Genomic DNA, 21,117 nt, shown 5'->3' on the forward strand with positions numbered 1-21,117 from the left:
CGCGCGTAACCGTGCGTTGCGCTCATCGCCTTCGCGCACGAATCAAGGATGCTCCATGATCGACCTGTATTACTGGCCAACGCCGAACGCCCACAAGGTGACGCTGTTCCTCGAAGAGACCGGTCTGCCTTACACGATCAAGCCCGTGAACATCGGCACCGGCGAGCAGTTCAAGCCCGACTTCCTTGCCATCTCCCCCAACAACCGTATGCCGGCCATCGTCGATCACGCGCCCGAGGGCGGTGGCGAACCGGTGTCGCTTTTCGAGTCCGGCGCGATCCTGCTGTACCTCGCCGAGAAGACCGGTCGGTTCATCGCGCGAGACCTGGGTGGCCGCGCCGAGGTGCTGCAATGGCTATTCTGGCAGATGGGCGGCCTCGGGCCCATGCTCGGCCAGAACCATCACTTCACCCAGTACGCCCCCGAAAAGGTACCGTACGCCATCACCCGCTACGTCAACGAGACAAATCGGCTCTACGGCGTCCTCGACCGGCGCCTCGCCGATCGCGCGTTCGTGGCCGGTGCGGATTATTCCATCGCCGACATGGCCGCCTATCCGTGGATCGTGCCCTACGAGAAGCAGGGCCAGACCCTTTCGGATTTCCCGAACCTCGCGCGATGGTTCACGACCATCGCGGAGCGCCCGGCCACAAAGGCGGCCTATGCCCGTGCACCGGAGGTCAACCCGGATTTCGGCAAGACCATGAGCGAGGACGCCAAGAAGGTGATGTTCGGTCAGACCGCCGAGGGGCGTGCCTGATCCTCAACCGCGGAGCGAATCGAGGGCGACCGGGGCGGCATGCGGGCGGGTCGCCAGCATGCCGTCGAGGAGCGCCAGAACCTCGGCCCGGCCGCAATTGGCGGCCGGCTCGAACGGCGTCCAGGTCTGGGTGAAGTCGAGCTGGGCGAACACGTCGCGGTAGCGCCGCAACTCGTTCGTGGTGAGCGGCACCCCGCGCACGAACGCCTTGTGAGCCGAGATCGTGACGGCCCGGCGGAAATCCTTCGGGTCGAGCTCGAACTTCAGGGCGTCGCCGCAGAACAGGATTTTTCGCGATCGGTCGAACAGCACGGCGTGGCCATCGAAATGTCCGGCGGTGCGGTGGAGTTCGAGTCCCGGCAGGGGCTCGAGAAAATCGTCGTAGGGCCACGACACCTGAAGCGCTGCGCTCCACACGAAGTCGGCGGCCGGCAGGCATAATTCCGGGTCGAACTGGTCCTGCAGCTGCACCAGAGCGCCGTAGGCGTGCGGGTGGGACGACGACAGCACCTGCATGCCGCCGAGGTTCGCGATGTGCTTGAGCGCCGCTTCGCTGAAGACCGGGCAGGCCTCGAAGCCCATGTTGCCGTGTGGCGTCTGAATCAGATACGCGCTTGGCCCGATTCCCGAGACCGGGTCGTTCCAGAACCGCCAGACACCCGGCTCCAGCTCCTCCCAATGGCAGGGGAAGCGCGCCTGCGCCTCCGCCTCCGTCCAGAACTGCCATCCGTTCTGCGGCACCACGTGGCGCGCGTCGAGGCACATGGGGCAACCGGCCGGAGCAGTGAAGTGGCGCTGCCAGAACCCGCAATTGTCGCAGGTGTAGGCGGGCAGATCGAGGGCGCCCGCGAAGGGCAGGTAACCGGGAGACACGGGGGCGTTGCTCGGGTTGGCCAGACGGCGTTGCGGGTGGCGTTGATCGATCCCTTTAACTAAGGGATCGGCGCGGGGCTGTGGCACGCATATAGGGCATCGGCCCGAAAGGTGGTTGCCGGCTTTCGGAAAAGTCGATGCCGAGACAAGCGCCTCGATACGGCGCCGCGCCTGAACGCAACCGGAGGATCATGCCCGTCTCCTCGATCGCCTTCGACCTCACCCGCCTCATCACCCGGCTTCGTCACGCCTCGCCCAGCGGAATCGACCGGGTCGACCTCGCCTACGCCCGCCATGTCCTGAGGCAGACCGGTGCGCGCTTCGGCCTCGTCTCGACGGCCCTCGGCCCGAAGGTGCTGGAACGGGCCGAGGCCGCCGCGATCGTCGAGGCTGTGGCGGCGGGCTGGGTCGAAGATCGCGCGGCGGAGGACGATCCGGTCTATCGCCGCCTTGCCGGAGCCCTCGGCTCACCCGTGCGCGAGACATCGAGCCCGCCGCGGCGCCCGGACACCGCCGCACGCCGACGCCTCCAGGCCCGCACGGCCTGGACGGTGCTGCGCGCACGCGGCCCAGACCGCCTGCCGAAGGGGACGGTCTATCTCCACACCTCGCATTTACGCCTCGACATGCCGGAGCGGTTCGACTGGCTCTACGACCGCCGCGACATCCGCCCGGTCTTCTTCGTCCACGACCTCATCCCCATCGCCTATCCGGAATACGGCCGACCCGGCGAAGCCGAGCGCCACGCCACCCGAATGGGGACCATCGCGGCCCATGCGGCCCATATCCTCGTGAACTCGGCCGACGTCGCGGCGCATCTCTCGGGGTATCTCGCGGCCCGTGGCCTTCCCCAACGCCCGACGACCGTGGCCTGGCTCGGCGTCGAACCGGTGTTCCAGCCGGCCTCAGGCGCCCCGAACTTGGTGCCCGACCGTCCGACTTTCGTGGCCTGCGGCACCATCGAGCCGCGCAAGAACCATCTCGGCCTGCTCAACCTCTGGCGCGACCTCGCCCAGCGCCACGGCCCGGCGACGCCGCGCCTCGTCCTCGTCGGACGCCGGGGCTGGGAGGCGGAGAACATCATCGACATGCTGGAGCGCTGCCCGGCCATGCGGGCGCACGTGATCGAGGTCGGCGGTCTATCGAGCCACGGCCTCGCCCGCCTGCTTCAGGGGGCCACCGCACTCCTGATGCCCTCCTTCGCAGAAGGGTACGGCTTGCCGGTTGTGGAAGCCGCAGCCTGCGGCCTGCCCGTCGTCGCCTCGGATCTTGCGGTGCATCGCGAGATCGGAAGCGGCTTCGCCCACCTCCTCGACCCCCTCGACGGTCCGGGCTGGCGCGAAGCCATCGAGGCGCTGAGCGCTCCCGCCTCCCCCCTGTGGGCGGACCTGAAGTCGCGCCTCGACGGCTACGCACCGCCCGACTGGACAGGGCATTTCGCCGGCGTCGACGCGGTTCTGGCCGAGCGCGTTGCGGCCACCTCCCCACGCGCTTAAAACAACAGCGGACGAACGAGGATGGATCAATGAACGTGGTCGATCTCGACCGGGATACGGTCAAGACGGGGCTCGCCGACGGGACGATCCTGCTCATCGACGTGCGCGAGCCGCATGAATATGCCAGCGGCCACATCCCGGGCTCGGTCACGCACCCGCTCTCGACCTTCGATCCGGACGCCATCGCCGCCCTGGTGTCGGAAGATGGCAGGCGTCCGGTGTTCTCCTGCGCTGCCGGCGTCCGCTCCGTGCACGCCCTGGCAGCCGCACAGCGGGCGGGGCTCGCCATCGACGCCCATTACATCGGCGGCTTCAAGGATTGGTACGGCGCCGGCGAGCCGATCACGCGATAGCTTCGCGGCTCGACCACCGGATCAGGCCGTATTCGCGAACACCGCGTTCGGTTTCAGGCGGACGAGCGACCATGTGCGGCAGCGCACTCCATGGGCGGCACCGTACCTCTAGCTCGAAGGGCATAGGGATTATCGATATGCGCAGGCGTCCGCTCTTCCGTTTTCTTCCGGCCCTCGGTCTCGCCCTGGCTGGGCTTCCAGTTGGGGCGGGCCTTCCGGTCCTGGCCCAGGCGCCGGGCGGTCCACCGCCGAAGGTGACCACGGCCAAGCCCGTGGTTCGCGAGATCGTCGAGACCGACATGTACACGGGCCGGTTCGATCCCGTGGAGATCGTCGATGTCCGTGCCCGGGTCACGGGCTACCTGGAGAAGCTCAATTTCCAGGACGGCGCCAACGTGAAGAAGGGCGACCTGCTCTTCGTCATCGACCGGCGCCCCTACAAGGCCGCCCTCGATCAGGCCCAGGCCGCCCTGGTCTCCGCCAAGGCGCGGCTGAACTTCTCGCAGACCGACCTCGATCGCGCCCAGACCTTGAGCCGCTCGGGCAACATCTCCGAGCAGGTCACGGACCAGCGCCGCCAAGCTTCGCAGACCGCGCAGGCCGATGTCGACAGCGCCGACGCGCAGCTGCGCCAGGCCCAGCTCAACTACGACTTCACCGAGGTGAAGGCCCCGATCTCGGGCCGCATCAGCAGGCGCCTCGTCACTGAGGGCAACATCGTCATCACCGACCAGACCCTGCTGACCACCATCGTGTCCCTCGACCCGATCTTCTTCGGCTTCACAGTCGATGAGCGCTCGTTCCTGAAGTACCAGGGATCCCTCGGGATCGGCATGGGTCAGACCCAGCGGGGCAAGGGCGTTCCGATCCTCATTGCGCTCACGGGCGAAGAGAAGCCGACCCGCAAGGGCGTCCTCGACTTCGTCGACAACCGCGTCGATAACGCCACCGGAACCGTGCTCCTGCGCGCCACCGTCGAGAACCCCGACGGTTTCATCAAGCCGGGCCTGTTCGGTATCGTGTCGCTGCCCGCGACAAAGCCGTACCAGGGCATTCTGTTGCCGGACGACGCGGTCTCGGCCAACCAGGACAAGCGTGTGGTCTACCTCGTGGCGGACGACGGCTCGGTCGCCTCGCGCGAAGTCAAACTCGGTCCGAAGGTCGACGGCTACCGGGTGATCCGCGACGGGCTGAAGGGCGACGAGAACGTCGTGGTCAACGGCCTGTCCCGCGTGCGCCCCGGCGCCAAGGTCACGGCCGAATCGTCGACGCTGCCGCCCCGCAAGAGCTGACGGACAGCGATTCCCCGTTCCCGTGTCCGTAGACCGGTCCGCTTGCGCAGGATCGACGGGCACCGGCAAGATCACGTGTCGTGCCGCGGCCCCCGGGTCGTCGCACGACACGCCCGTTTCGCGGCGCGCCGGGTGGGGGCAAGGTGCCTCGCGAGACGAACGTCCGGCCCATCGCCGGTAAGACCTGAGGAGAGCGTGCACCCGGATCGTCCGTGATCCGTGCGCCCGTCCGCTGACGACAAGACGGTCCCGTCCGGGGTGAACCACCCTGGAGCGGCGAGAGGTTCACCCCATGCGTTTTGCCCACTTCTTCGTCGATCGACCGATCTTCGCGTCCGTGACGTCGATCCTGTTCCTGATCATCGGCTACGTCTCGTACGCCTCCCTGCCGGTCTCGCAGTACCCTGAGATCGTACCGCCCACCGTGGTGGTGCGCGCCTCCTATCCGGGCGCCAATGCCGAGACGGTCGCCGCCACCATCGCCACCCCCATCGAGCAGGAGGTGAACGGCGTCGACAACATGCTCTACATGACGTCGCTGTCGACCAACGACGGCAACATGCAGCTCACCGTCACCTTCAAGGTCGGCACCAACCTCGATATCGCCAACGTGCTGGTGCAGAATCGCCTCTCGGTGGCCCAGCCGCGCCTGCCGCCGGACGTACGCAACCTCGGCGTCACCGTCCGCAAGGCCTCGCCCGACCTGATGCTCGTCGTGCACGTGCTCTCGCCCGACAACACCTACGACCAGAACTACCTCTCGAACTACATCTATCTGCGGATACGCGACGAGCTGCTGCGCCTCGACGGCGTCGGCGACATCACGGTGTTCGGCGGCAGCGAGTACGCCCTGCGCATCTGGCTCGACCCCAACAAGCTCGCCGCCTATGGCCTCTCGACCACCGACGTGCTGACCTCGCTGCAGGAGCAGAACGTGCAGGTCGCCTCCGGCGCCCTCGGCGCGCCCCCAGCTCCGGCGTCGAACGCGTTCCAGCTCGTGGTTCAGTCCCAGGGACGGTTCCAGACCCCTGAGGAGTTCACGGAGGTCATCGTCAAGGCCGCCGACGGCCGCCTCGTGCGTATCAAGGACATCGGCCGCACGGAAATGGGCCAGAAGGACTACACCACCCAGTCCTTCCTCAACGCGACTCCGGCGGTGGGCGTCGGCGTGTTCCAGCGGCCCGGGACCAACGCCCTCGAGGCGGCGAGCCAGGTGCGCCAGACCATGGACGTCATCGCCAAGAACTTCCCCCCCGGCGTCGAGTACAAGATCGCCTACAACCCGACGGAGTTCATCGAGGAATCCGTCCACGAGGTCTACAAGACCCTGTTCGAGGCCGTCCTCCTCGTGGTCATCGTGGTGCTGGTGTTCCTCCAGAGCTGGCGCACGGCGCTGATCCCGGTGATCGCGATTCCCGTGTCGCTCATCGGTACCTTCGCGGCCATGGCGGCCTTCGGCTTCTCGGTGAACAACCTCACCCTGTTCGGCCTCGTGCTCGCCATCGGCATCGTGGTCGACGACGCCATCGTTGTGGTGGAGAACGTCGAGCGCAACATGGCCGAGGGGCTCTCGCCCGGCGACGCCGCTCACAAGACCATGGACGAGGTCGGCGGCGCCGTGGTCGCCATTGCCCTCGTGCTGTCGGCGGTGTTCATCCCCACCGCGTTCATCCCAGGCATCTCGGGGCAGTTCTACAAGCAGTTCGCCCTCACCATCGCGGCGTCGACCATCATCTCGATGTTCAACTCGCTCACCCTATCCCCCGCGCTCTGCAAGCTGCTCCTCAAGCCCCACCACGAGCACAAGCCGCCGAAGTTCTTCCTCGCGCGCTTCATCGCGTGGTGCGCCAACACCTTCAATCGCGGCTTCGACGCTCTGTCGAACGGCTACGCCCGGATCATCCAGTTCCTGACCGGGCGGGTGATCGGCCTCATCGGCATGCTGATCGTCTACGGCTGCGTGCTCGCCGGTACGCTCCACCTCGTCACCACCGTTCCGACGGGCTTCATCCCGCAGCAGGACCAGGGCTACCTCATCGGCGTGGTCCAGCTTCCCGCCGGCTCCGCCCTCGAGCGGACGACGGCGGTGGTGAGGCATGCCGCCGAACTCGCCCGCAAGGTCGATGGCGTCGCCAACGCCGTCATCATCTCGGGCTTCGACGGCGCGACCTTCACCAACACTACCAACGGCGCGGTGATGTTCCTCACCCTGAAGGGGGCCAAGGAGCGGGCCGCGACGGGACGCACCGCCGCCGTCATCACCGGCGACGTGTTCAAGGCCACGGCCGGGATCCAGGAAGCCCGCGTCCTGTTCATCCCGCCCCCCCCCGTACGCGGCCTCGGCAACGGCGGCGGGTTCAAGATGCAGATCGAGAGCCGGCAGAGCTCGGCCATCGGCCCGCTGCTGGCGGCCGCCAACGAGGTTCTGGCCCAGGCCAACCAGAGCAAGGAGGTGCAGCGCGTCTTCACCACCTTCGGCAACGACACGCCGCAGCTCTTCATCGACATCGACCGCACCATGGCGCGGATGTTGAACGTACCCCTGGCGTCGGTGTTCGCGACCCTGCAATCCAATCTCGGCGGTGCCTACGTCAACGACTTCAACGCCTTCGGCCGTATCTACCAGGTCCGGATGCAGGCCGACGCGGCGTTCCGCCTGGAGAAGCGCGACATTGAGCAGCTGAAGGTCCGCTCGTCCACGGGCGCCCTGGTGCCCATGGGAACGCTGGCCTCCATCCGCGAGATCAGCGGACCGCAGATCGTCCAGCGCTTCAACCTGTTCTACTCGGTGCCGATCCAGGGCGACGCCAAGCCGGGGATCTCCACCGGACAGGCTCTGGAGGCCATGGAGAAGATCGCCCAGACCATGCCGGAGGGGTATTCCTACGACTGGACCGAGATCGCGTTCCAGCAGAAGGCCACGGGCAACACGGCCGTCTATGTCTTCGCCCTCGGCGTGCTCCTCGTGTTCCTCGTGCTGGCCGCCCAGTACGAATCCTGGGCGTTGCCGCTCGCCATCATCCTGGTGGTGCCGACAGGCGTGCTCGCCGCCCTCGCGGCGGTGCAGTTCCGCGGCCAGGACAACAACATCCTGACGCAGATCGGGCTGATTGTTCTCGTCGGCTTGGCGGCCAAGAACGCCATCCTGATCGTCGAGTTCGCCCATCAGCTCGAGGAGACGGAGCACAAGGGGCCGGTGGCGGCCGCCGTCGAGGCCTGCCGCCTGCGCCTACGCCCGATTCTGATGACGGCCTTCGCCTTCATCCTCGGCACCGTGCCCCTGGTGATCGCCACGGGTCCGGGCGCCGAGATGCGCCAGGCCCTCGGAACCGCCGTGTGCTTCGGCATGATCGGCGCGACCCTGTTCGGCCTGTTCCTCACCCCGGTGTTCTATGTCGTGATCCGCAACCTGTTGATCTGGATCGCGAAGAAGCGTGGCAAGAACCCGGACAACACCACGCCCGATAAGCACGATCCCCACGCGACCCCGTCGCACGCCTGAGAAACCTATGGCTTCGAACGCCCTCATCCGATGTTCGAAGCCACCTTAGGGGTTGCGTCCCGGAGGGCGGAAAGCTAAGACGCCTCCACCCCGCAAGGGGCGTCGCACTCGCCACCGGCCCGGTCGATCGCACCTCCCCCCAGAGATGCGTGTTATGGGTTCGGGAGAGGGGAACGGCGGATTTCGGAGCGATCTGACGGAGTATAGCGCAGCCCGGTAGCGCACCTGTCTGGGGGACAGGGGGTCGCAGGTTCAAGTCCTGCTACTCCGACCAATCAAAGCACGGAAACACCCGGAGGCTGGATCCGCCGCTCCGAGAAAAGGCCGAGGTGCATCGCACCTCGGCCTTTTTCATGTCCCGTCTCTCGTTTCACCGCCGCCCGCCGCCAGTGCGCGCGGCAACGGGTCGATCAGAAGAAGATCGGCCGGGCGCTTGCGTGGTGCTCGGCCAGAACGTCGTCCGTCGCCGGATCGATCTCCCTGAGGATGGCGTCATAGCCCCACAGGTCGGCAAGGTGCTGGAGTACCCGTCGTGCATCGTCCTTCTGCAGGGTGATGCGGTTGAGCGCCTTGTGGTGCACGATGAGGCGACGATCGCCTTCGAGATCCACATCCATCACCTCGATATCCGGATCGAGCCAGGCGACGTCGTACTGGCGGGCGAAGGAGCGACGCATCTTGCGGTAGCCGCGCTCATCGTGGATCGCCTCGACGCGCAGTTCCGCCTCGTCCGGATCGTCGACCACATGGAACAGCCGCATCTCGCGCATGAGCCTCGGAGACAGGAACTGCGCGATGAAGCTCTCGTCGCGGTAGTTCGCCCAGATGTCGCGCAGGGTCGCCATGGCGTCGCCCGTGCCGGCGATGTCGGGGAACCAAGCCCGGTCCTCCTCGGTGGGCTGCTCCACGATGCGGGCGATGTCCTGCATCATGGCGAACCCGATGGCGTAGGGGTTGTGGCCGCCGTAGCCGCGCTCGTTGTAGTTCGGCTGGCGGATGACGTTGGTGTGCGAGGTCAAGAATTCGAGGTACGCCGCCTCCCCGATGAGGCCCCTCTGCGAGAGGGAATTCATGATCCGATAGTGGCAGTAGGTGGCGCAGCCCTCGTTCATCACCTTGGTCTGGCGCTGCGGGTAGAAGTACTGCGCCACCAGGCGCACGATGCGCAGGATCTCGCGCTGCCACGGCCTGAGGCGTGGGGCGGCCTTCTCGAGGAAGTAGAGCAGATTCTCCTGGGGCAGTTCGAGGAGCGCCTTGCGGCGCTCGACGGCGAGGTCGGGGCGCACGCCGGCGATCTTCTGTGGCAGCGTGCGCCAGAGGTCGTTGTAGACCTGCTCGCCGTGCTCGGCCCGTTCCCGTTCGCGCCGCTGCTCGGACGCCAGATCGGGCCGCTTCTTACGCGGGTAGCGGTGGACACCCTGGTTCATGAGGGCGTGGGCGGCATCGAGAACCGATTCCACCGCCCCGTGGCCGTAGCGCTCCTCGCATCGGGTGATGAAGCCCTTAGCGAAATCGAGGTAGTCGAGGATGCCGTCGGCGTCGGTCCATTGCTTGAACAGGTAGTTGTTCTTGAAGAAGTGATTATGGCCGAACGCCGCGTGGGCGATCACCAGGGTCTGCATCGTCGCCGTATTCTCCTCCATCACGTAGGAGATGCACGGGTTGGAATTGATGACGATCTCGTAGGCGAGCCCCATCATGCCGCGGCGGTAGCTGGCCTCGTGCTGGGCGAAGTGCTTGCCGAACGACCAGTGCTTGTAGAACAGCGGCATGCCGATGGAGGCATAGGCATCGAGCATCTGCTCGGCGGTGATGATCTCGATCTGGTTCGGGTACCACGAGAGGCCGAGTTCCCGCGCCTCGGCCTCGCAGGCGTCGTGGATGCGTTTGATCGTGTCGAAGTCCCAGTCGTTGCCGGTGAAAAGGGGCGTCCGGGCGCCCGGCACCGGATCGAACGTGGGGCGGGTGATGCTGCCGACCATGGTCGTCCTCTGATCCCAAGCGGTTCGTCTCGCCTCCCCTCCCCGCGACGGGGAGGAGAAAGCCGTCGTCGCCTCAGGCTTCCGCTTCCGCCCGCGCGTCCTTGCGCCCGAACAGCTCGCGGAACACCGGATAGATGTCGCGCCGATGGTTGACCTTGCGCATGGCGATGGCGCCGCCGGATTTGGCCAAGCCCTCGTAGGTGCGCCACAGGGTGGTGCGGTGCTCGACGAAGCCGGCGCGGGGACCGTTCTCGTCGCCGACCTCGAGATAGGCGAAGTGCTGGCAGGCGGGCAGGATATGGGCACGGAGCAACTCCGTGGCGGTCGGCCCGTCCGACGAGACGTTGTCGCCGTCCGAGGCCTGCGCCGCGTAGATGTTCCAGTCGTTGGGGTCGTAGCGCTCGGTGATGACGCGCTTCATCTCCACCAGCGCCGACGAGACCAGGGTGCCCCCGGTCTCGCGCGAGCCGAAGAACGTCTCCTCGTCCACTTCCGTCGCCTTGTCGGTATGGCGGATGAAGACGATCTCGACGTGGCGGTAGCGCCGGGTCAGGAAGATGTGCAGCAGGATGTAGAAGCGCTTGGCCAGATCCTTCATGTGCTCCGTCATGGAGCCGGACACATCCATGAGGCAGAACATCACCGCCTGCGCCACGGGGCGCGGATAGGCCTCGAAGCGGCGGTAGCGCAGATCGAGCGGGTCGACGTAGGGAATGCGCTTGGTGCGCTCGCGCATGGCCGCCAGGGCCAGGAGCAGGTCGGGCAGGTCGGGATGGCTCGACGGCGTCACGGCGATGCGGGCTTCCAACGCCGCCAGCTCATCGGGCTTCGGGCGCTTGAGGGCGATGCGCCGGGACATCGAATTGCGCAGCGTACGGGTGAGCGCGAGGTTCGCGGGCGAGCCCGACACGGTGTAGCCGGCCCTCCGCAACCCTTCCGTCTCCACCACCGAGAGGCGGCGCTTGGCCAGATCCGGCAGTTCGAGGTCTTCGAGGAAGAGTTCGAGGAATTCGTCGCGGGTGAGGACGAAGCGGAACGCGTCCTCGCTGTTCTCCTGGCCCTCCCCGCCCTCGCCGGAGCCCCTGCCGCCCCCGCCGCCGGGCGGGCGCTCGATGCGGTCTCCCTCCACGTAGGTCTTGTTGCCGGGCAGGATGTGGTCATGCAGTCCCGTGCCGGCCTGGCGGGCGAAGCGCGGCTCCCGCACCCCGTCCAGGGGCACCGACACGCGCCCGTCCTTGCCGAGATCCTTGATGTCCTTCTCGCGGGCGGATTCCCGCACGGCGCGCTGTGCCATGTCCTTCACGCGGCGCAAGAAGCGCTGGCGATTGGCGAGGCTCTTGCCCCCGGGATTCAAACGACGATCGACGATGTGCATCCGGTGTGTTTGCCTTCGCCCTCAAGAGTCTCGCGGGTTTCGACGGGCCGGAAGCGGCCGCCTGACGGCGGACGCCTTCGTCGTGGGATCGTCCTATCCGGCCTGCTTCACCCGCATGTACCATTCGACCAGTCGGCGCACCTGCCGCTCGGTGTAGCCGCGCGCCACCATCCGATCGACGAACTCACCGTGTTTCTTCTCGGTGTCGCCATCCTTCTTCGAACCGAAGGAGATGACCGGCAGCAGCTCCTCGACCTGGGAGAACATCCGCCGCTCAATGACTTCCCGCAGTTTTTCGTAAGACGTCCACGACGGGTTGCGACCACCATGCTGCGCCCGGGACCGGAGGGCGAACTTCACCACCTCGTTGCGGAAGTCCTTGGGATTGGCGATGCCGGCCGGCTTTTCGATCTTCGTAAGCTCCTGATTGAGAAGCTCACGGTTCAACAATTGGCCCGTCTCGGAATCCTTGAAGTCCTGATCCTCGATCCACGCATCGGCATAGTCGATGTAGCGGTCGAACAAGTTTTGACCGTAATCGTGATACGATTCGAGGTAGGCTTTCTGAATCTCGTGGCCGATGAACTCTGCGTAGCGCGGCGCCAGCTCGGTCTTGATGAATTCGAGGTAGCGCTTCTCGGTCTCGGGCGGGAGTTGCTCGCGGCGCAGGGCCTGCTCCAGCACGTACATGAGGTGCACGGGGTCGGCGGAGACTTCCGTGGTGTCGTGATTGAAAGTCGCGGCCATCACCTTGAAGGCGAAGCGGGTCGAGATCCCGTCCATGCCCTCGTCGACGCCGGCCGAATCCTTGTACTCCTGCATAGAGCGGGCTCTGGGATCGACCTCGCGCAAGCTCTCGCCGTCGTAGACCCGCATCTTCGAGAAGGCGTTGGAGTTGGCGTGCTCGCGCAGGCGCGAGAGCACCGAGAAGCGAGCAAGCATCTCCAGGGTGCCGGGCGCGCAGGCGGCCTGCGACAGCTCGGAGCCGGAGACGAGCTTCTCGTAGATCCGCTGTTCTTCCGTTACCCGCAGGCAGTACGGCACCTTGATGACGTAGATGCGGTCGATGAAGGCTTCGTTGTTCTTGTTGCCCTTGAAGGTCTGCCACTCGGACTCGTTCGAGTGGGCCAGGATGATGCCCGTGAACGGGATCGCGCCGATATTCTCGGTGCCGACGTAGTTGCCCTCCTGCGTCGCCGTCAGCAACGGGTGCAGCATCTTGATCGGCGCCTTGAACATCTCGACGAATTCGAGGACGCCCTGGTTGGCGCGGTTGAGGCCGCCGGAATACGAGTAGGCATCGGGATCGGCCTGGCTCAGGGTCTCCAGGCGCCGGATATCGACCTTGCCGACGAGGCTGGAGATGTCCTGGTTGTTCTCGTCGCCTGGTTCGGTCTTGGCGATACCGATCTGGCGCAGGCGCGAGGGCCGAACCTTGATCACCTTGAACTGCGAGATGTCGCCGTTGAACTCGTCCAGGCGCTTCAGCGCCCAGGGGCTCATGAGCCCGGTGAGACGACGGCGCGGGATGCCGTAGCGTTCCTGGATCTCGGCCCCCATCACCTCGGGGTCGAACAGCCCCAGCGGGCTCTCGAACACCGGCGACACCTCATTGCCGGCCTTCAGCACATAGATGGGGTGAACCTCCATCAGGGCTTTCAGACGCTCGGCGAGGGAGGATTTGCCGCCACCCACGGGGCCGAGGAGGTAGAGGATCTGCTTGCGCTCCTCCAAGCCCTGTGCGGCGTGCCGGAAGAACGAGACGATCCGCTCAATGGTCTCCTCCATGCCGTAGAACTCGGAGAAGGCCGGGTAGACCCGGATCGTGCGGTTCATGAACACCCGGCCGAGGCGCGGGTCCTTGGCGGTGTCCACGAATTCCGGCTTGCCGATCGCATCGAGGATGCGCTCGGCCGCCGTAGCGTACATCAGCGGTTCGTCGCGGCACGCTTCGAGAAATTCGGAGAGGCTCATCTCCGTATCGCGGCGCGCCTCGTAACCACGGGCGAAGCTCTGGAACAGGTCGTTCGTCGACGGCATAGGCATTCCGATCCCCTCACGACAGCGACAGCTTCATCCTGTCTCGGCTGAGATGCAACTGACAGGCCCAGTTTTGTCGCAGTGCGATCATCGCATGGGGCCAGCCTGTGTCGCGTGTCACGCCGCTCGTTTCAGGGGATCGTCGGGCGCCCGGCGATCCCGAGCCAGACCATGCGCGACGGCGCGGCTCGTGGGCGTTCCGTCCGCCTCAGAGGTCGGTGCCGGCCTTCGTCGCATCCTTGGCGGGCGCATCCTTCTTCGACCCATCGACGGTGATGCGGATGTTCTGGGTCTGCACGTTTCCGTCGGAATCCTTGACGTCCACGGTCACCTCGTCGGTGCCGGTGTAGCCGTCCTTGCTCTGGTAGAAGAGCGCCTGCACGGCCGCTTCCTTGCCGGGGCAGCGGTACTTGGCCGGGGTCTTGATCTTGCCGACCTTGGTGATGAGAGACCCGTTCTTCGGCGCACCGCTGACGCGGATCTCCGGCATCGGCCCGGCCGTGCAGTCCTTCTTCAGGTTCGGAACGATGGCGAGACGCACGGACTTGCCGGGCGCGGCCGTCTCGCTGCGGGTCACGGTCGTCTGCGCGAAGGCGGGTGCGGTGAGAAACAGACCGGCGACGAGGGCGGCGGTCGAACGGGCAAGCAGCATCGAGAACACTCCGGCGCGGACCGCGTCTCCGTGCGAGGGCATCGGGCGGGCGAACGCGTCCATGCGATGTGGGGATGCGGAGGCGACGCGTCGAGGGTCCCGATCGGACTTGGCAGTGTCCGTCCCGGGACCGTCGCGGGCCGTCAGGGGTGGGGCCCCGGCTCGTCGGTCGACGCGTCCATGTCGGATAGGCGTTGCAGATCGTTCAGGATCGACCGGCAGGCATAGAGGTCGTCGAGGACGGCTTCGAGAACCGGACGGGCATCATCGGGCAATCCGTCGATCCCAGGCGCATCCAGCTCCTCGGGTCCGTCGTTCTCGGGTGGGAACGCCGCAGCGATTTCGGCCTCGCCACGCCCGACGCTCTGGACGAAGCGGAGCCCCTTCTCGCGTAGGATCGCCTGAGCCCCCTTGATGGTGTAGCCCTGCCCGTGGAGCAGGCTGCGGATGCCTTTCAGGAGGTCGATGTCGTCGGGTCGGTAGTAGCGCCGTCCTCCTGCCCGCTTGACCGGGCGGACCTGCGCGAACCGCGTCTCCCAGAAGCGCAGAACGTGCTGAGGAACTTCGAGCTCGTCGGCCGCTTCCTTGATCGTGCGGAAGGCGGTCGCACTCTTCTCCTGAGCGGCCCGGTCCGGCGTGTCGCGGGGGTCGGCGGAGGCCAGCGACATCGGAGTCCTCATTCGTCGTCGTCGTGATCACCGGCGCCATTCAGCCCGTTGATGCGGGCTTTGAGCACGTTCGACGGCTTGAACACCATGACCTGACGCGGCTCGATGGCCACCTCGACACCGGTTTTCGGATTGCGGCCGACACGCCGCCCTTTGCTGCGAACCACAAAGGACCCGAACGACGACAGCTTCACCGTCTCGCCACTGGCAAGACACGTGCAGATTTCAGACAGCACCGTCTCGACCAAAGCCGAGGATTCCGTGCGCGAGAGGCCGACCTGCTGATAGACGGCCTCGCTCAAATCGGCGCGTGTGACCGTCTTTCCCGACATGCGCATACCCCCGGCATCGATTCGTGTTTTATTGCTTATCTGTCTGAGAGGGCACGCTAATCGGCGTTGGTGCCGGGGTCAACCGTGCGGGTGATTCACCAGCGGATCAGGGCCGCACCCCAGGTGAAGCCGCCGCCGATGGCCTCGATCATCACGAGGTCGCCATCCTTGATCCGCCCATCCTTGCGGGCGACGTCGAGGGCGAGGGGTATCGAGGCTGCCGAGGTGTTGCCGTGCCGGTCGACGGTGAGCACCACCTTGTCGCGGGCGATACCGAGCTTGTCGGCCGACGCCTCGATGATCCGCCGGTTGGCCTGGTGCGGCACGAACCAGTCGAGGTCCTCGGCCGTTGTGCCGGACGCCCGGAACGTGTCGTCGATGACATTCGTGACGGAACCCACGGCGAAACGGAACACCTCCTTGCCGGTCATGCGGAGGTGCCCGGTGGTGCCCGTCGAGCCGGGGCCGCCATCGACGTAGAGCTTTTCACGATGGCGTCCGTCGGAACGCAGACTGGCGGTGAGTACCCCGCGGTCGGCGCTGGTGCCCTCGCCTTCGCGGGCTTCGAGGACCACGGCGCCGGCACCGTCGCCGAACAGCACGCAGGTGGTGCGGTCTTCCCAATCCAGTAGGCGCGAAAAGGTCTCGGCCCCGACCACGAGGGCACGCCGGGCCGCGCCGGTGACGAGAAACTTGTCGGCCGTGGTGACGGCGTAGACGAAGCCGGCGCACACGGCCTGGAGATCGAAGGCGACGCCGCCCGTCATGCCGAGGCCGGCCTGGATCTGCGTGGCCGTCGACGGGAAGGTGTGGTCCGGCGTCGAGGTGGCGCAGATCACGAGGTCGATGTCGGCCGCCGTGAGACCGGCGTCGTCCAGGGCCGCCTGCGCCGCGCGGGTGCCGAGCAGCGAGGTCGTCTCTGACGCGTCCGACAGGTAGCGCTGGCGGATGCCCGTGCGCTGGACGATCCAGTCATCCGAGGTCTCGACGGTTTTGGCGAGCTCGTCGTTGGTGACGCATCGGGCCGGCAGGGCGGAGCCGCAGCCGACCACGACGGAGCGCAGGCACGTCATCGCTGTGTCCTCGACCACCCGAGAAGCCTCATGCCGAGGCCCCCGCCGGTGTCAGTTCGAGCATGTCGCGGATGGTCCGCATGAGGTCGTGCCGGGCCATGTCGTGGGCGAGGTCGACGGCGGCCGCGAAGCCGTGCGCGTCCTCCGAACCGTGGCTCTTGATCACGATGCCCTCCAGGCCGAGGAACACGCCACCATTGGCCCGGCTCGGGTTCATCTTCTCGCGCAGAGCCTTGAACGCCTGGCGGGCGAAGAAGTATCCGATCTTGGCCGACAGGGTCCGGCTCATGGCCGCACGCAGGTAGGTGCCGATCTGTTTCGCCGTGCCCTCGGCGGTCTTCAGGGCGATGTTGCCGGTGAAGCCCTCCGTCACCACCACGTCGACGGTGCCGCGGCCGAGATCGTTGCCCTCGACGAAGCCGTGATAGCTCAGATTCGGCAGGTCGGCCTCGCGCAGGCGGCGGGCCGCTTCCTTCACCGCCTCGTTGCCCTTCATCTCCTCGGTGCCGACATTGAGGAGGCCGACGGTGGGCCGGTCGATATCGAAGACGATGCGGGCCATGGCCGAGCCCATCAGGGCCATCTCCACGAGGTGGTCGGCATCCGTCCCGATGGTGGCGCCGACGTCGAGCACTACGCTCTCGCCGCGCACGGTGGGCCACAGGCAGGCGATGGCCGGGCGCTCGATGCCGGCGAGCGTCTTGAGGCAGATCTTCGACATGGCCATGAGGGCGCCGGTGTTGCCGGCCGAGACGGCGGCATCGGCCTCGCCGTCCTTCACCGCCTGGATCGCCTTCCACATGGAGGATTTTCCACGCCCGGTGCGCACGGCCTGGCTCGGCTTCTCGTCCATCGCAATCGCCAGGGCCGTGTGACGGATCTCGACGGCGCCCTTCAGGCGCGGCTCGGCTTCGACGAGGGGTGCCAGGATCGCTTCGTCCCCGAACATCAGGAACGTCATCTCCGGATGGCGCTCGCGGGCGATGGCGGCGCCCGGTACCACCGTGGTTGGGCCGTGGTCGCCGCCCATGGCGTCGAGCGAGATGCACACTCTCTGAGACATATGAAGTTCGCCGAAGGCCTCGTGAACGAGAAAGCGCGCGCGGACGAGGGCCGGATCGGGGCGGCCTCGGTCACGGCGCGGCGGAAAATAGCGACTCGCGCCCGCCGGGCAAACGAAATCTGCCCCGATGGAGGCAAAGCCGTCGATTGAGCCGCCTAAAGGACTGCTCAGTCCTTGCCGCCCTGCAGGGCCCGCAGGCCCGCGAGGGGCGCTCCGTCGACGTCGGGCTCGGGTTCGGCGAACGTGACACCGGGTTTCCGCGGATACGGATCGAGACCCATGGCCAGGAACTCGGCGGTCAGCAGCCCGAAATCGACGCGTCCGTTGACGATCGGATCGGGCACGTCGATCTCCTCGGCGTCGTGTCCCGTCGGGATCTCGCCATCGGTGAACGCCACATCGACGGTCTCGTGCACGGGCGCTTCGAACTCGTCGAGGCTCACCGTGCAGATCTGAGTCACCACGGCCTCGACGGAACCCGTCACCGACAGGTTCTCCAGCGTGCCGCCGACGCGGAAGCGTCCGACGAGGTCGCGGATCCCCGGAATACCGAAATCGGCGGCGAGCGCCGCGCATTCCTCCGGCGTCGCCGTTACGATGAAGTCGCCCTGGGCGCGCGCCATGCGGTCGACCCGGATCGAGCGTGAAAGCGGTCCGACCGCCTGATCCCGTGTCATCGCGAAACTCCCGATTGGTTCGCCGGTTGAGCGGCGGATTCGATGGCGGCGAAGCGTGGCCCGGCCTCCACGAGGGCGTCGAGGTCGAGGCTCGCGAGCAGCCGGTCGCTCGCCGTCACGTAGCGTGCGAGGTCCGCGGCGTCAGCCGGTGCGGCACCACCGAGGACGTTGCGGGCCAGTGCCCCCGCGAGAGCGTCCCCATCGCCCGCATCGAGGGCCGCATCGTAGCCGGCCGCTCGGCCGTAGAAGGCGGCACCGAGCTTCTTCATGCGCTTGGGCACTCCGAAATCACCGATCCCGCTCTCCCGCAAGGACGAATCGAGCTGGAGGAAGATCGCGTTGATGAGGTCCTGCGCCACGTCCGCCGCGGGCTCGGGCAGCCGGTTGAGCCGCCGCAGCACCAGGATCACGTGCAGGCTCAAACACTCGAAGCGCCCCTCTACCGTGTCGGGCACGCCAAGGGCGGTGTAGAGGGCCGGAACCCGCGCGGCGGCGTTGATGCGCACGTGAAGGTCACGGATCATGCGTTCGCGGGGGCTGGTTCGCCCGAACAGACGGCCGATCATGCGCCTCGCCTTCCCGTGTGGACAGCGCGCCGCGGACGCTGCGGAAGGGCCGGGTGTGGCCCCGCTTGCCTTGTCAAAACCATAACCCCGGGGTACGGCAACGCATGGTCAAGGTGCAACCGTCTTGCGGCTTCCGCGGGCGATCCGTCGCCGTGTCGGGCTCGAGGCCGCAGACGCGTTCAGTTCTTCAACGAGATCAAGGGTGGTCGATGTCGCGCCGTTTCGTTCCGTCGCTCGCGCGCCTTGCCGTCCTGGGCCTCATCGGTACCGGGCTCGCCGGCTGCATCGGCGAGGATCTGCGCCACGGCTATCAGATCGATCAGGCCGCTCTGGCGACGGTGAAGCCCGGCATGAGCGCCGAGCAGGTGCTGACGATCCTCGGTACCCCCTCCACGGTGTCCACGGTGGGCAACAAGAGCTGGTACTACATCAGCCAGAACACCCGCCGTACGGTGCTATTCCTCGGCGAGCAGATCGAGGACCAGAAGGTCACGGCCGTGTATTTCACCCCGGCCTTCAAAGTCGAGCGCGTGGCGCTCTACGGTTTGCAGGACGGCAAGGTGTTCGACTTCATCGAGCGCTCGACCCCGACGAGCGGTGCCGACCGAGCCTTCATCTCGCAACTCTTCCGCGGTCTGACGCGGTACGAGCCCTTCGGCAGCGGGAAGGGTGCAAGCGTCGTCCCGGGCGCACGCGCCGGGCAGTAAGAGCGCATTTGGCTTCGCTGTCACGCTTCCATCGAGGCCGCTTCCGCACCACGGAGGCGGCCTTTTCGCTGGACTGAACGAAGGGGCGGCGGAGCGTTGCGCGAGAATCGGCTCAGGCGGCGGCGCGATCGCGGCCCGAGCCCTTGGCGTCGTACAGCGCCCGGTCGGCCCGTGCGAGGGCCGGGAGGAGGCTGGTTTCTCCGGGTGCAACCATCGCGACCCCCATGCTTGCGGTCCAGGCGGGCAGATCGGGGACCGTTCCGAAGCTCCGCCGTAGATCGTCGGCGAACGCCAAGGCGGTACCCCGGGTGGCGTCGGTCAGAACGACGACGAACTCGTCCCCGCCGAGACGCACCACGAGGTCGCGCCCCGAGATGCGGCGCATGGCGACGGTCGCCAGGTCCACCAGTACCGCGTCGCCGGCCGCATGCCCGTACCGATCGTTGATGGCCTTGAAGTGATCGATATCGATGGCGACCACGGCGGTGTCCGCGGACACGGTCGTGGGGCCATGGGCCGTGAGGCCGGCGCGGTTCAGGGCACCCGTGAGAGCGTCGCGCAGGGCGATCCGGCGCAGGGCGCTCTGAGCACGCTCACCCGGCATGGCGATGAGCCCCAGATTCAGGATCGCCAGCAGCATCTGGTCCGACAGCATCGGCACGAGCCCCACGACATCGGGAATCGCGCCTTCGGTCGCTAGGATGAGGATCGCTACGACGTACCCCGGAACGTAGCCGAGCAGCGCGAACCCGGCGATGCGTCGTCCTCCGGTCGAGGTCAGTTTCCGGCCGCCGATCAGGATCGTGCCGACGGCGAGCATGTCGAAGACGAGGCCGAGCGTCGCGCCGATCTGGGCGGCCACCGGATACCCCAGGAGGGCGGGACCGAGATAGCCGGCGCAGGGCAGGAGGATCACCAGGGCCATCCAGGGCCGGAACGGTTTCACGCCGTCGAACCGGTACACTCCGGTCAGGATGAGAACGTTGCCGAGGCCGAGGAGGCCGCACAGGATTCCCGCGATGACCGGGTGGTAGCCGAAGCGCGCGTATCCCAGAAGCGTCACCACGTAGAGGGCGAAACTCGCCGCCCAATCCAGCAGATAGGATTGGCCGGTTCTCGCACGCCACAGGGACAGATAGACGACAACGAACGCCGCGCTCGCCAAAATGCTGCAGAGACGAAGGGTCGGCACGTCGGGGATCGAGAGCATCGGATCGACTTGGAGGCGAGCGCAGGTCCGAGATGCTACCGCGAAAGCCTTACGGATTGTGTGGGCGAACGGCAAACCTGTAGCGCCCCGCGTCTCGAACACTCCGATGCGGCATATGCATGCCGGAGGAAACCATCGCTCTACGGTGTCGGACTAGTGCACTGACGCACTCGAAAGGTGCACGTCAGGTCAAGAATTTCTTCGCTCTGGCAGCGTGTTAGCGATGATCGGTTTGGTTCGTTAGTCGGTGTGGACACGATGTCGGCGAAAGGCCGGCTCGGCCCGCGCGTACGCCGTCCGGCGGTCTCAGCCCCGTGCGCGCTCGGCGGCCTCGATCCGCATGAGTAGATCGGCGAAAGCATCCGCAACATCGGTCTCCGGCCGGGCTTCGTAGACGGCCCGCAAGCCGCAGGCGAGACTGGCGACGATATTGGGAGATAGTCCCTGCGGGTCCGGCCTGGAGCCGTAGGCGGTCTCTTGAGAAAGGTGGGACATC

20 protein-coding genes and 1 tRNA gene are annotated in these 21,117 nt (G+C 66.6%); 8 read left to right on the forward strand and 13 right to left on the reverse strand.

Annotated features, from left to right (window positions below):
• Nucleotides 1-55: 55 nt before the first annotated feature.
• Nucleotides 56-760: a glutathione S-transferase N-terminal domain-containing protein gene (locus ASF22_RS05725; protein ID WP_056262363.1), complete on the forward strand. Its 705-nt coding sequence runs from the start codon at nt 56-58 to the stop codon at nt 758-760.
• A 3-nt stretch (nt 761-763) separates the two neighbouring features.
• On the opposite strand, the gene ASF22_RS05730 is transcribed toward ASF22_RS05725, so the two are convergent.
• Nucleotides 764-1,633, reverse strand: coding sequence for an MBL fold metallo-hydrolase (locus ASF22_RS05730; RefSeq protein WP_056262365.1), 870 nt, complete (start codon nt 1,631-1,633; stop codon nt 764-766).
• A gap of 191 nt (nt 1,634-1,824) precedes the next feature.
• Between ASF22_RS05730 and ASF22_RS05735 the strand changes: the two genes are divergently transcribed.
• From ASF22_RS05735 to ASF22_RS05755, 5 genes are all read left to right on the forward strand, one after another.
• Nucleotides 1,825-3,129 (forward strand): glycosyltransferase family 1 protein, encoded by a 1,305-nt coding sequence (locus ASF22_RS05735; RefSeq protein WP_056262369.1) that lies wholly within the window; start codon nt 1,825-1,827, stop codon nt 3,127-3,129.
• 29 nt (nt 3,130-3,158) lie between these two features.
• Nucleotides 3,159-3,482 carry a rhodanese-like domain-containing protein gene (locus tag ASF22_RS05740; protein ID WP_056174239.1) on the forward strand — a complete coding sequence of 108 codons (324 nt, stop codon included), beginning with the start codon at nt 3,159-3,161 and terminating at the stop codon, nt 3,480-3,482.
• A 137-nt stretch (nt 3,483-3,619) separates the two neighbouring features.
• On the forward strand, nt 3,620-4,774 hold the full coding sequence (locus ASF22_RS05745) for an efflux RND transporter periplasmic adaptor subunit (protein WP_056174237.1): 1,155 nt from the start codon (nt 3,620-3,622) through the stop codon (nt 4,772-4,774).
• A gap of 292 nt (nt 4,775-5,066) precedes the next feature.
• On the forward strand, nt 5,067-8,276 hold the full coding sequence (locus tag ASF22_RS05750; RefSeq protein ID WP_056174235.1) for a multidrug efflux RND transporter permease subunit: 3,210 nt from the start codon (nt 5,067-5,069) through the stop codon (nt 8,274-8,276).
• A gap of 197 nt (nt 8,277-8,473) precedes the next feature.
• Nucleotides 8,474-8,550 (forward strand) — tRNA-Pro (locus ASF22_RS05755).
• Between the two features lie 136 nt (nt 8,551-8,686).
• Here the strand turns inward: ASF22_RS05755 and ASF22_RS05760 are convergent.
• The 8 genes from ASF22_RS05760 to plsX all read right to left on the reverse strand — a co-directional run bounded on the left by ASF22_RS05760 (nt 8,687) and on the right by plsX (nt 17,461).
• Nucleotides 8,687-10,258 (reverse strand): SpoVR family protein, encoded by a 1,572-nt coding sequence (locus ASF22_RS05760; protein WP_056262371.1) that lies wholly within the window; start codon nt 10,256-10,258, stop codon nt 8,687-8,689.
• 73 nt (nt 10,259-10,331) lie between these two features.
• Nucleotides 10,332-11,633, reverse strand: coding sequence for a YeaH/YhbH family protein (locus tag ASF22_RS05765; RefSeq protein WP_056262373.1), 1,302 nt, complete (start codon nt 11,631-11,633; stop codon nt 10,332-10,334).
• Nucleotides 11,634-11,726: 93 nt separating this feature from the next.
• Nucleotides 11,727-13,679, reverse strand: a complete 1,953-nt coding sequence (locus ASF22_RS05770; protein WP_056174228.1) for a PrkA family serine protein kinase — start codon at nt 13,677-13,679, stop codon at nt 11,727-11,729.
• Nucleotides 13,680-13,881: 202 nt separating this feature from the next.
• Nucleotides 13,882-14,325 carry a hypothetical protein gene (locus tag ASF22_RS05775; protein WP_056174944.1) on the reverse strand — a complete coding sequence of 148 codons (444 nt, stop codon included), beginning with the start codon at nt 14,323-14,325 and terminating at the stop codon, nt 13,882-13,884.
• Nucleotides 14,326-14,468: 143 nt separating this feature from the next.
• On the reverse strand, nt 14,469-14,993 hold the full coding sequence (locus ASF22_RS05780) for a MerR family transcriptional regulator (protein WP_056262375.1): 525 nt from the start codon (nt 14,991-14,993) through the stop codon (nt 14,469-14,471).
• Between the two features lie 8 nt (nt 14,994-15,001).
• Nucleotides 15,002-15,325: an integration host factor subunit alpha gene (locus ASF22_RS05785; RefSeq protein ID WP_056174941.1), complete on the reverse strand. Its 324-nt coding sequence runs from the start codon at nt 15,323-15,325 to the stop codon at nt 15,002-15,004.
• 95 nt (nt 15,326-15,420) lie between these two features.
• Nucleotides 15,421-16,398 carry a beta-ketoacyl-ACP synthase III gene (locus ASF22_RS05790; RefSeq protein WP_056262377.1) on the reverse strand — a complete coding sequence of 326 codons (978 nt, stop codon included), beginning with the start codon at nt 16,396-16,398 and terminating at the stop codon, nt 15,421-15,423.
• 28 nt (nt 16,399-16,426) lie between these two features.
• Entirely contained in the window at nt 16,427-17,461 is a 1,035-nt protein-coding gene (gene plsX / locus ASF22_RS05795) for a phosphate acyltransferase PlsX (RefSeq protein WP_056174222.1), read from the reverse strand.
• On the opposite strand from plsX, the gene ASF22_RS24605 reads away from it, so the two are divergent.
• Nucleotides 17,462-17,611, forward strand: a complete 150-nt coding sequence (locus ASF22_RS24605; RefSeq protein WP_156647614.1) for a hypothetical protein — start codon at nt 17,462-17,464, stop codon at nt 17,609-17,611.
• Nucleotides 17,612-17,628: 17 nt separating this feature from the next.
• On the opposite strand, the gene ASF22_RS05800 is transcribed toward ASF22_RS24605, so the two are convergent.
• Nucleotides 17,629-18,138 (reverse strand): DUF177 domain-containing protein, encoded by a 510-nt coding sequence (locus tag ASF22_RS05800; RefSeq protein WP_056262379.1) that lies wholly within the window; start codon nt 18,136-18,138, stop codon nt 17,629-17,631.
• Nucleotides 18,135-18,704: a ubiquinol-cytochrome C chaperone family protein gene (locus ASF22_RS05805; protein WP_056262382.1), complete on the reverse strand. Its 570-nt coding sequence runs from the start codon at nt 18,702-18,704 to the stop codon at nt 18,135-18,137. Before ASF22_RS05805 ends, ASF22_RS05800 begins: the two co-directional genes overlap by 4 nt.
• A 209-nt stretch (nt 18,705-18,913) precedes the next feature.
• On the opposite strand from ASF22_RS05805, the gene ASF22_RS05810 reads away from it, so the two are divergent.
• Nucleotides 18,914-19,411, forward strand: coding sequence for an outer membrane protein assembly factor BamE (locus ASF22_RS05810; protein WP_056174216.1), 498 nt, complete (start codon nt 18,914-18,916; stop codon nt 19,409-19,411).
• Nucleotides 19,412-19,523: 112 nt separating this feature from the next.
• Here the strand turns inward: ASF22_RS05810 and ASF22_RS05815 are convergent, their stop codons facing one another.
• Together ASF22_RS05815 and ASF22_RS05820 are read right to left on the reverse strand one after the other, a co-directional pair.
• Nucleotides 19,524-20,621 carry a GGDEF domain-containing protein gene (locus ASF22_RS05815; RefSeq protein ID WP_056262385.1) on the reverse strand — a complete coding sequence of 366 codons (1,098 nt, stop codon included), beginning with the start codon at nt 20,619-20,621 and terminating at the stop codon, nt 19,524-19,526.
• A gap of 306 nt (nt 20,622-20,927) precedes the next feature.
• Complete coding sequence (locus tag ASF22_RS05820) at nt 20,928-21,116, reverse strand: hypothetical protein (RefSeq protein ID WP_156368912.1); 189 nt, start codon at nt 21,114-21,116, stop codon at nt 20,928-20,930.
• Between the last annotated feature and the right edge of the window lies 1 nt (nt 21,117).

The organism is Methylobacterium sp. Leaf87, from assembly GCF_001422775.1.
Taxonomy (GTDB): domain Bacteria; phylum Pseudomonadota; class Alphaproteobacteria; order Rhizobiales; family Beijerinckiaceae; genus Methylobacterium.

Excerpts from the sequence above, each read along its gene's own strand:
- ASF22_RS05770 (WP_056174228.1), bottom strand. The coding sequence starts at position 13,679 with ATGCCTATGCCGTCGACGAACGACCTGTTCCAGAGCTTCGCCCGTGGT.
- ASF22_RS05790 (WP_056262377.1), bottom strand. The coding sequence starts at position 16,398 with ATGACGTGCCTGCGCTCCGTCGTGGTCGGCTGCGGCTCCGCCCTGCCG.
- ASF22_RS05760 (WP_056262371.1), bottom strand. The coding sequence starts at position 10,258 with ATGGTCGGCAGCATCACCCGCCCCACGTTCGATCCGGTGCCGGGCGCC.
- ASF22_RS05750 (WP_056174235.1), top strand. The coding sequence starts at position 5,067 with ATGCGTTTTGCCCACTTCTTCGTCGATCGACCGATCTTCGCGTCCGTG.
- ASF22_RS05725 (WP_056262363.1), top strand. The coding sequence starts at position 56 with ATGATCGACCTGTATTACTGGCCAACGCCGAACGCCCACAAGGTGACG.
- ASF22_RS05815 (WP_056262385.1), bottom strand. The coding sequence starts at position 20,621 with ATGCTCTCGATCCCCGACGTGCCGACCCTTCGTCTCTGCAGCATTTTG.
- ASF22_RS05805 (WP_056262382.1), bottom strand. The coding sequence starts at position 18,704 with ATGATCGGCCGTCTGTTCGGGCGAACCAGCCCCCGCGAACGCATGATC.
- ASF22_RS05810 (WP_056174216.1), top strand. The coding sequence starts at position 18,914 with ATGTCGCGCCGTTTCGTTCCGTCGCTCGCGCGCCTTGCCGTCCTGGGC.
- ASF22_RS05820 (WP_156368912.1), bottom strand. The coding sequence starts at position 21,116 with ATGTCCCACCTTTCTCAAGAGACCGCCTACGGCTCCAGGCCGGACCCG.
- ASF22_RS24605 (WP_156647614.1), top strand. The coding sequence starts at position 17,462 with ATGAAGTTCGCCGAAGGCCTCGTGAACGAGAAAGCGCGCGCGGACGAG.
- plsX (WP_056174222.1), bottom strand. The coding sequence starts at position 17,461 with ATGTCTCAGAGAGTGTGCATCTCGCTCGACGCCATGGGCGGCGACCAC.
- ASF22_RS05765 (WP_056262373.1), bottom strand. The coding sequence starts at position 11,633 with ATGCACATCGTCGATCGTCGTTTGAATCCCGGGGGCAAGAGCCTCGCC.
- ASF22_RS05775 (WP_056174944.1), bottom strand. The coding sequence starts at position 14,325 with ATGCTGCTTGCCCGTTCGACCGCCGCCCTCGTCGCCGGTCTGTTTCTC.
- ASF22_RS05785 (WP_056174941.1), bottom strand. The coding sequence starts at position 15,325 with ATGTCGGGAAAGACGGTCACACGCGCCGATTTGAGCGAGGCCGTCTAT.
- ASF22_RS05740 (WP_056174239.1), top strand. The coding sequence starts at position 3,159 with ATGAACGTGGTCGATCTCGACCGGGATACGGTCAAGACGGGGCTCGCC.
- ASF22_RS05745 (WP_056174237.1), top strand. The coding sequence starts at position 3,620 with ATGCGCAGGCGTCCGCTCTTCCGTTTTCTTCCGGCCCTCGGTCTCGCC.
- ASF22_RS05800 (WP_056262379.1), bottom strand. The coding sequence starts at position 18,138 with ATGACACGGGATCAGGCGGTCGGACCGCTTTCACGCTCGATCCGGGTC.
- ASF22_RS05735 (WP_056262369.1), top strand. The coding sequence starts at position 1,825 with ATGCCCGTCTCCTCGATCGCCTTCGACCTCACCCGCCTCATCACCCGG.
- ASF22_RS05780 (WP_056262375.1), bottom strand. The coding sequence starts at position 14,993 with ATGTCGCTGGCCTCCGCCGACCCCCGCGACACGCCGGACCGGGCCGCT.